The organism is Neiella holothuriorum (genome assembly GCF_019457915.1).
In the GTDB taxonomy this organism is placed as follows: Bacteria; Pseudomonadota; Gammaproteobacteria; order Enterobacterales; family Neiellaceae; genus Neiella; species Neiella holothuriorum.
Window position 1 is genome coordinate 54519 of record NZ_JAHZSS010000025.1, and the last position, 8935, is coordinate 63453.

At 45.1% G+C, this 8935-nt stretch carries 6 protein-coding genes and 1 tRNA gene; 3 read left to right on the top strand and 4 right to left on the bottom strand.

The features are described from left to right. Nucleotides 1–11: 11 nt before the first annotated feature. From malF to K0504_RS16445, 3 genes are all read right to left on the bottom strand, one after another. Complete coding sequence (malF, locus tag K0504_RS16435) at nucleotides 12–1652, bottom strand: maltose ABC transporter permease MalF (RefSeq protein ID WP_220105248.1); 1641 nt, start codon at nucleotides 1650–1652, stop codon at nucleotides 12–14. Nucleotides 1653–1734: 82 nt separating this feature from the next. Next, entirely contained in the window at nucleotides 1735–2913 is a 1179-nt protein-coding gene (gene malE / locus K0504_RS16440) for a maltose/maltodextrin ABC transporter substrate-binding protein MalE (protein ID WP_220105249.1), read from the bottom strand. A gap of 414 nt (nucleotides 2914–3327) precedes the next feature. Then, on the bottom strand, nucleotides 3328–4332 hold the full coding sequence (locus tag K0504_RS16445) for a nucleoid-associated protein (protein WP_220105250.1): 1005 nt from the start codon (nucleotides 4330–4332) through the stop codon (nucleotides 3328–3330). A 74-nt stretch (nucleotides 4333–4406) separates the two neighbouring features. Between K0504_RS16445 and K0504_RS16450 the strand changes: the two genes are divergently transcribed. From K0504_RS16450 to K0504_RS16460, 3 genes are all read left to right on the top strand, one after another. Next, nucleotides 4407–4619 (top strand): YejL family protein, encoded by a 213-nt coding sequence (locus K0504_RS16450; RefSeq protein WP_220105251.1) that lies wholly within the window; start codon nucleotides 4407–4409, stop codon nucleotides 4617–4619. Nucleotides 4620–4676: 57 nt separating this feature from the next. Beyond that, nucleotides 4677–6491 carry a DUF3413 domain-containing protein gene (locus K0504_RS16455; RefSeq protein ID WP_220105252.1) on the top strand — a complete coding sequence of 605 codons (1815 nt, stop codon included), beginning with the start codon at nucleotides 4677–4679 and terminating at the stop codon, nucleotides 6489–6491. 79 nt (nucleotides 6492–6570) lie between these two features. Continuing rightward, nucleotides 6571–6647, top strand: a tRNA-Pro gene (locus K0504_RS16460). Nucleotides 6648–7647: 1000 nt separating this feature from the next. Here K0504_RS16460 and K0504_RS16465 read toward each other — a convergent pair. Further along, nucleotides 7648–8457 carry a hypothetical protein gene (locus tag K0504_RS16465; RefSeq protein ID WP_220105253.1) on the bottom strand — a complete coding sequence of 270 codons (810 nt, stop codon included), beginning with the start codon at nucleotides 8455–8457 and terminating at the stop codon, nucleotides 7648–7650. Between the last annotated feature and the right edge of the window lie 478 nt (nucleotides 8458–8935).

The following is an 8935-nucleotide window of genomic DNA, read 5'->3' on the forward strand; positions in this document are numbered from 1 at the left end:
GTATCGTCTCCTTAGTTTTCAGCTTTGGTTAGTCTTAGGTTCAAAATAGCGAGCGCACCAACCATGATGAAAATAAGCGCGGCAATGGCACTTGCCAGACCATAATCCTGTCCAGATCCTTCAAATGCGATCCGATAGGTATAGCTCACCAACAAGTCGGTGTGGCCAGCAGGCGTTGTTGCTTCAACAATATTTGGGTCACCTTTTGTAAGTAACAAGATCAACACAAAGTTATTGAAGTTAAAGGCAAATGATGCAATGAGCAGTGGTGTCAAAGGCTTCATCAGCAGCGGCACGGTAATCTTGAAAAAGTTACCTACCGGACCAGATCCGTCCATTGCCGAAGCTTCATACAAGTCCTCTGGAATCGACTTAAGTAATCCCATGCACAAAATCATCATGTATGGGTAGCCGAGCCAGGTATTAACAATCAACACCATGGTTTTCGCCAGCGTCGGGTCGGTAAACCAATCTGGTTTAACCCCAAACAAGCTTTCTAGTGCAAGGTTGATTTCACCAAAGTTTTGATTGAATAAGCCCTTAAAGACGAGAATCGAGATAAACGCCGGTACCGCATAGGGTAGGATCAGCAAGACTCGGTATACCGCTTTTCCTTTGAGCTGTTCCCATTGAACAAGAGAAGCAAGAACCATCCCTAGCGCCAAGGTTAAGGCAACCGAAGAGCCAGCAAAGATAACCGTCCAGACAAAAATCTGTAGGAACGGACCTTGAATCCCTTTGTCGGTCATCACCCGCAGGTAGTTTTTCCAACCAACGCCCACAGTAAACCCTGGCGGTACTCGCTCACCAATGAACTCTAGGTTGTCATCAACGGGTTGGTAGAAACCGGTATTAAAGTTGGGGCGAAGGAACTCACCAGTACGGTTGTTCCGTAAGGTATCGCCGTCTGAAATGATCCGGTGGTTGATTTCCGCGCCGTCTTCCAACAATGAATAAATCGGCTTTAAGGCGGAAAACTTCCGTAACCCGTTCATTGACAGGCGAACATGACCATCGGGAAGATTTAGCTTAATCGCCGATAGGTGATCACGTAATTGAACCACGGTACGAATTGGTTCAGCGGGCGTATCCGGCATTGCCGAGGCCACACGCATGTCTACGCCGCCATCAACAAATGGCAAGTTTTTCACTTGTGTGCGACTAGCCGTCATTGCCTGTTTGTTCATCAACTCTAAGTTGTGAGAAACAAATATCTGCTCAGGGTTATCTTCCGATTGCAAGGCAATCACATAGCGGTCATCGTCACCTTTGTGCAATGAAAAATCGTACGATCCGCCATCTGTTCGATAGGTTAACGATAATAGATAGTTTTGCGTTCTCTCTAACGTCAGCAGGTTCGTACCCGAGTAGTTAGTGAACGAAATAAATATGGTATAAACCATTGGAAAGACGATAAAAATCGCCATACCTGCGACACCAGGAAAAATATATCGGTGCGCATACGTGCGTGGGTTGGTAAATACGTAAACGCCAATTGAAATGAGCAGGAGCGTTACAATTGCGAATATATATTCGCCACTGGCGTACATAGCAATGATTGCATAACCACCAATAAGAATGGTGGCAGCAAGAGCTATGATTTTTAGCCAGAGTCCCACCTTTGAGCTTGATGCAGGGGATGGTGCATCCATTTTGACAACCTTAATTAAACCTTCGCGTTAATAAACACATGGAGGAAGCTAGGCTTCCTCCATTACTGCCGGTTAAATCAAATTACTTCACGATTCGTTTAGCCGCGGTATCAAGCGCATCATCAACACTTTGTGTGCCTGAAGTGATGTTTTTCAACGCCGATTCCATCGCGCCCCAGAATTTACCCATGGCGTTTACATTCGGCATTGGCTCACCCGCTTGGGCATTAGCAAACGTAGCAGCAATATTTGGATTACTTGCCAACTCGCTCATGTACTCTTTGTGAGGAACAGCACCTAGCGGAACGTCGGCGTTAACGGTTGACAGACCTTCTTTATTCAAGAGGTAGTTTTCCAAGAATTCTTTTGCCAGATCTTTGTTCGGTGAAGCAGCGTTAATTGCGCCAGCAACAACACCAACAAATGGCTTAGCAGGATTACCGCCAACGCTTGGGATGAAGGTTACGCCGTAGTTGATACCGCTTTTCTCGACGTTGCCCCAAGACCAAGGACCATTAATCATCATGGCAACTTCGCCAGAATTAAATTTGGACTCCATCACCGAGTAGTTAGCGCCTGTTGGCATCATGCCATCGTCAATCATTTTCTTGATCAGCGTTGCACCTTGTTTAGCGCCTTTGCTGTTCACGCCGGTGTCTGCAACATCATAAGAGCCATTGTCATATTTGAATGCATAGGCACCATTTGCTGCCAGTACTGGCCATGTAAAATAGGTGTTGTTGTAGTCCCACAAGATGGCGTTCTTGCCTTGTGCTTGCAGTTTTTTGTCAAGAGCTGGAAGCTCTTCAAAGGTTTTTGGAGGATTTGGTACTAGGTCTTTGTTGTAAATCAGGCCAATCGCTTCAACAGAAAGTGGGTAGCCATAAACTTTACCGTTGATGGTCACTGCATCCCACGCAAAGTCTTCGATAGAAGCTTTCGTTTTTGGAGATGGTTCAACAGGAGAGAGTAAGCCTGCGCCAACCCAGTCGCCATAGCGGTCGTGTGCCCAGAAAAAGATATCTGGACCATCACCTGTAGATGCTGCTTGCTGGAATTTTCCCGTTGCATCATCAGGGTGTTGAACTTCGACAGGAATACCTAGTTCTTGCTCAAATTTCTTACCGACTTCCGCAAGGCCGTTGTAGCCTTTATCGCCATTAATCCATATGAGCAACTTGCCTTCTTCAATTGCAGCAACAGAAGCTGACATACCTAAGGTTGCAACTGCTACGGCCGTAGCCAACATTGAAGTTTTCATTCGCCTTTTCCTTTTTTGAGATTATATGAGCTTATGCTCTTGATATTTTTTTTTAGGGGTGGCCCCTAACCTAGCCGCCGCAAGTTTAGTTCATGACTAGGTAGAGTCATATGACACAACTCAAACTTTTGAAACCGGCTTTCAATAACCATTACAAAACGGTCAAAATAGAGACAAATAAATCGTGTTTCAGTTCAGAAAGCGCCACTCAAAATAGCAATAAATTTCAAGAAACCGCTTTCACAACATGACGTTGCAAAAGAGTAACAACAAAAGAATGCGCCCCGACCAAACTTTCAGTTTTATGAAAGTTTGTTACCGGTTTCACCAATTCTTGAGTTGTTTGGGGAAGAGCTAGATTGGCGCTATGGCAAGTATGGACGCCAACCTAGAAAACGCAAATGAAACAGGGAGCTAGTTGCTTGAAGAAGTTAGTTTGCGGATTAGCTGATCTTTTAGGTTCGGGGGAATCTCAGTAATGGTTAAGCAATCTGCTTGCGGGTCATATTTCACCCGATTGCCCAACAATGATGCATCGAAGCTAACGGACACGCCTTTGCCCGTGCCAGCAAATCGAGTGAGCTGTTTCAGTGTTTTTAATTCGGGTTCCATTTCCGCAGGTAGCGGCTCTTCGGCGCTGGCAATAAAGTCACTAAATGACACTTCACTTGGCGCACTAATCAGCTCAGAGACACCATGAACGGGCACCGACTCGCCAGCATCTTGGCGTTCTTTACAATAGGCCACCACTTCCTTTTTAATTTCTGCCTGCACTTCTGGTGTTGGCACGTACTGATCACAAAATTCACTGATCGCTGAGCCAAGTTGCTCGGCTTGGGCTTTACGGTCAACTTGTTCTTCAATCGCCATCGCATCGAGGAAGAAGTCGGCCACCTTGCGCCCTGCTCGCCCTTTAATGAACGTGGCAAAATTGTCTTGTTCTGTAGCAATTTGCATTTGGTCGAAGCGTATTGCGAGTTGCAACGCATCGGCGTCTAAAAATCGGAACTTGCCAATTTCCATTTTGTCATTGCAAGTGACCCTTTCCTTTACCGGCACTTCGGAAATCAATAAAAAGTGCTGTGCAACAAAACGGTACTCGGTAAATAGCAGGTAGCATTCATTTGCCAAACCATAATCCGCCATTTTATCGGCGATGAGTTGACACGTTTGCTGCGAGAACTTAATGAAATCTGCAGACGAGTGACTTAACAACGATGGGAATACACTGTCACTGCCTTCAACAAACCGGCCAATTCCTTTGCTGGGTTTGGCGTTGAATTTACGGTGAAGCTCTTCGACGAGTAAGGAGGCAGTTTCAGACAGCACCATTTCTTCCTGCTGAAGCTCAGGTGTTAACTGATCTTGCCCATTATTTTGCAAACGATGAATGATAAAATGTTGTAGTTCTACCGACATAGCTAAGGCTCAGAGATGGAATAGCGGTTCGCTATGTTACACTAGTCGCGTTATTAACAAAGTGATAATCCAAGATGCCAATTCAATCTAAATATACAAATCAACAAGTAGAAGCTCTCATGGTTGAGATCAGTCAAACTTTTCGTGCGCAACAAGCCCCTGTCGATCTTGAGCTTATGGTACTTGGTAACTTAGTTAGCCAACTTTTAAGTGAACGTGTTCCAGCTGCTCAAACTCAAGCATTAACCGATCAGTTTTGTGCTGCGTTAAAACAAGCGGTATCTTGAGCAACAGTTTGAGCCACGAAATTAGCTAACCGTAAAATCTAAACGCGAGATCGAACGTTGCAGACGAAATACAGGGATAAAGTTTCAACCATTGTGGGCTGGGGTCACTGGTTCACTTTTGCCAACATCCTCATAGCTATTGCCGTCGGCATTCGTTATGCCATTGCCGGCGGTTGGCCAACCACAGCACTAGATAACCTCTATTTGGTCACCTACCTTCTCGGTCATTTCGCCTTTGTTTTTTTTGCTGGCTTTGTCGCTATTTTATTTCCGCTCGCCTTTGTTGTGCCGTGGTGGCGCGTCTATCGGACCTTAGCCATTATCGTTGCGACGATAGCTCAAAGCATGTTGTTGCTCGACTGCGAGTTTTATTCAGATTTAGGCATTCACAGCAACCCATTGCTTTATGAGCTGTTATTTAATGCCCAAAGTGATCAACTGCAAATGGTTTGGTGGAAATCTATTGCGGTGGTCGGCATGCTGCTTATTCTGCAAATAGCGCTCGCGAATTGGTTGTCTCGTTGGCGCGAGAGTCGCTCTCGCCGCGCTCTAGGCAAGCGCCTAACGCAAGTCTTTTTTAGCAGCTTCTTTATCTACAATTTTGCCCATGCCGCGGCCGACGTTGTGGGCCATACCGGCATTACACGGCAGCAGGACTTCTTTCCACTGTCGTTTCCTTTGACCGCTAAAACCACTTTAAATAAATGGGGTATTAGTACGGCGCCAGCATCTGCAGATGCCGATGCGGCACTCAATGTTCGTTTTAAATATCCGCTCGTCAAACAATCCGCGACACCGGATAAAGCGACCAATGTCGTTGTGGTAGTCATTTCATCGCTACAAGCCGACATGCTGAACAGTACCAACATGCCTTACACCACGGCTCTGGCGAGAAGCAGCTTATGGGCGAATAACTATTTCGCTACTGCTAAAAGTCATCACGAAGCCATGTTTGGTTTGCTTTACGGTATACCTGCTACTTACAGCAAGCTTGCTGGTTATTCGCAAAGTGAACCATTCATGACCAGTTGGCTGAATGCGCACGACTACGAGTTGGGCTTGTTCTCAACACGAACGGTACCTTCGCATTTACCACATTACCGCGACTTTGAAACCCAATACGTGCCCACCCAGCGCGTCAATGCGGCAATTGCGGATACAGCCACGCTTCATCACTGGCAACAGCATTATCAACAACATACTGATAAGCCAAGTTTCCACTTGATTAATCTAATGGGCGTGGAGCGCTTTGCGACACCGCCAGGGTTCAGCAATCCATTCCAACCTGATCTTGAAGGTGTGTTACTACTCGATGACGATGCTGAAATGGATGAGCAGGCGCTGACTAATCGTTATAAGAATGCAGTGTTACATGCCGATCAGTTAGTCAATTATGTTGCCTCCAATATCGATTTTAGTAACACCATATTAGTGGTCACTAGTGATGCGGGCTGGAGTAGCAATCCGCTGACCATCGGCAAAGAAACGGCGAACGCCCTTGATGACACCATGCACGTTCCATTCATCATGAGTGGCGCAGGTATTCAACCTAGGGTGCTGAGTAGTTTGAGTAGCCACTACGACATCTCTGCCACGCTTGTGCAAATGCTGTCGAGCGAGTCAATCAACCCCAAAGAGATTAGTAGTGGCCTGTCTATGATCGACGGACAAACCCACTCGTGGTTACTCTTGGGTCGCCAAAGTAGTTTTGCCGTGGTTGAGCCAGATCGTTTTACGCTGGTGTATAAGTTTGGTGACTATAAGATTTTTGATAACACCATGCAGCGTCGTCGCAATGAACTATTGCGAATTGCCCCAATGGCGAATGCCGTCCGTGAAATGCAGCGCTTTACTGGCCGCGACACTGACTGATTACTTATTAGCCAAGCAATAATATATGGCAGTTATCTTCTTGCATTTCACTTAAAACTGAATAAGATAGCTGCCGTGTCTCCACGTAGCGCAGCCTGGTAGCGCACCGTCATGGGGTGTCGGGGGTCGCAGGTTCAAATCCTGCCGTGGAGACCAATAAATTCAAAGGCTTAGCTTCGGCTAGGCCTTTTTAGTTTTAACGCTGTAACTAAGTATGCAGTGCATAATCTATATTAAAATTAGTTATTGAAATTAGTTTACTGCTTAACTACTATCTGAGACGAAGGGTGACGTGCAGCAACACGCCTCCCCTCTAGACTTATCAGTTGACAAGCCTCTGAGCTACCTCCGTTAAATTAGGTAAGTTGAACATCGTTAAATAAAGAATGTGTGTTGGGATTGCGAAACTCACGCACATTTTTTTTGATTTGAATTGGATTACCATCTTGGCAAGCCCTCTTCAGCCGTATCAGTCGATTACTTCTGTGGTTGGCCGTATGACCACTCGAAGCATAATTACTCTTAAACATCCTATTTTTCCTCATAATAATTCTTATATGCCTACAGCAAATGATTAACTTGGTGTTGAACGATAATGCGGTTTCACCTTCTTACCATCTGCGCGAACATGCTCTTTTACGTATACCTTTTTCTTACCTTTTTGCGTTTTAGCCATGGGCTACCCCTTTATATAAATCACAATATAAGCCACCAAGAAAACCATAAAAACACAATATGGTGTGCCTGATAGCCAGTTCAACATAATGTGCATACAACAAGATTTCAAGTGCCGGAGTTAACCGAAATTACGCACAAAAATAGTGCGACTAGGGGTTGATATTTCAGAACGGTAGGGCGCTAAAGGGCTTCAGTTCGATGGTTTTGGTCAAGATCGATAAAGTTGATATTGCATTTTGTTTATCAACTCCACGTAAATCAAAAAATGTTTAGAAAGTGTGTTTTCTTCTTGCCAAAACAGGTTGTTTTTTTAATTACCATTTGAGGTTCACAACGCTAATGCTTACCTCGGGTTGCTCTTGTTCAAGCATCCAAGTTCGATAAGCGTTAATCAGTGCGGCTAGTGGACGACCTTGTTCTGTGATTTGTTCTTGGCGGGTAGGACGTTGGCGGCGGCATCCTCACAGCAAAAACCTATCTAACCTGTCGTTGCAACCATCGGCTGAAGTCGTCTCTTAGGATGTCGCGAGCGAATCGCTAATAACAAAGCTAAACACGAGCTAATTAAAGCGATAGCACTCGGCTCAGGAATTGGGTTAGTGACAGCAGGTATGGCGTTTACAGGCAGCAACAGTGGCGCTCGGATGGGAGCGCTAAGAGCAACAGGAATATCACGCACTAAATAAGCAGACTGAGTGTCATAGTGAATTAAGTCCTGAATAGCAGCATTACTATAATATGGGATTAAGTCAGTGGCGCCGAACAGGTTACCGGCGCCATCAAGAAATTGGTGCTCACCCTGCGACAGCAGACCTAAGTAATAATTATCGGTGTCGATATCATCCGCTAAAATTCCCCAGCTCCACATTTCGTTCTGGTCACCATTCACCAACGTAAGGGACGATGTTCGGTTGATGTATGACTCCCACGTATCACCGAGCATATTGATCAGTGCAGACAGTGAGTAAGCTTCCAACCCTGTAGGTACCGAAGGGGTGATGTTGTAGTTATTTGAATACGGATCTGAGCTTGCATTATAACCTGCACTTGATAGCAAGCCGTTAAACTCCGACCGTGTGGCTAGTCGCCATCCATCATAAATACCACCAACTTCAGTATCAGCTAAAATATCTGAGAAGAGCCGCCCTTCGTTATACGTTAGATTCAACCAATCCAGTTCAGTGCCATTGGCATCACGAACAAAATCAAATCGATCGGACATAGCGATAAAGCTGGCTTGAGTTTGAAACGAAGCAGCACACACTAATGCAAAAATTAGTTTTTTCATATTATCCCCAAAACACTGCACAACTATTTTATCGCGCTCATGGCGCTTATTATTTGCCGTTATTATACAGACAGTTATTTTGAGTAAATACGTAAAAAGAAACCTGTCGTCATTTTTTTGACGCGAGACGTTTTTTGTCAATATTAATCAAAGGGGTATTTAACGAATTCTTTAAACAGCGGGTATAGCGCGTAGAGACTCAACATAGGTAAACGACGCCAGACCAACCTTTGCGGATGAGCCTGTTATTCGAATAGGTGCTTGGTGAATAGCTAGACTTAGTATTGGTCTTCACTAAAGCGATGTTTCTATCGCTGCATTCCCCCAAAGCAAAAAAGCCCGCTACATCAGTAGCGGGCTTTGACGTACATGGATGTACTAATGTCGATGATATTCATGGGTGAATGTCTTTCATCGACCTGACTGATTAGAACATCTTTAGGTGTTTATATACGAAAAAACCCCAGTCCATTTGGAC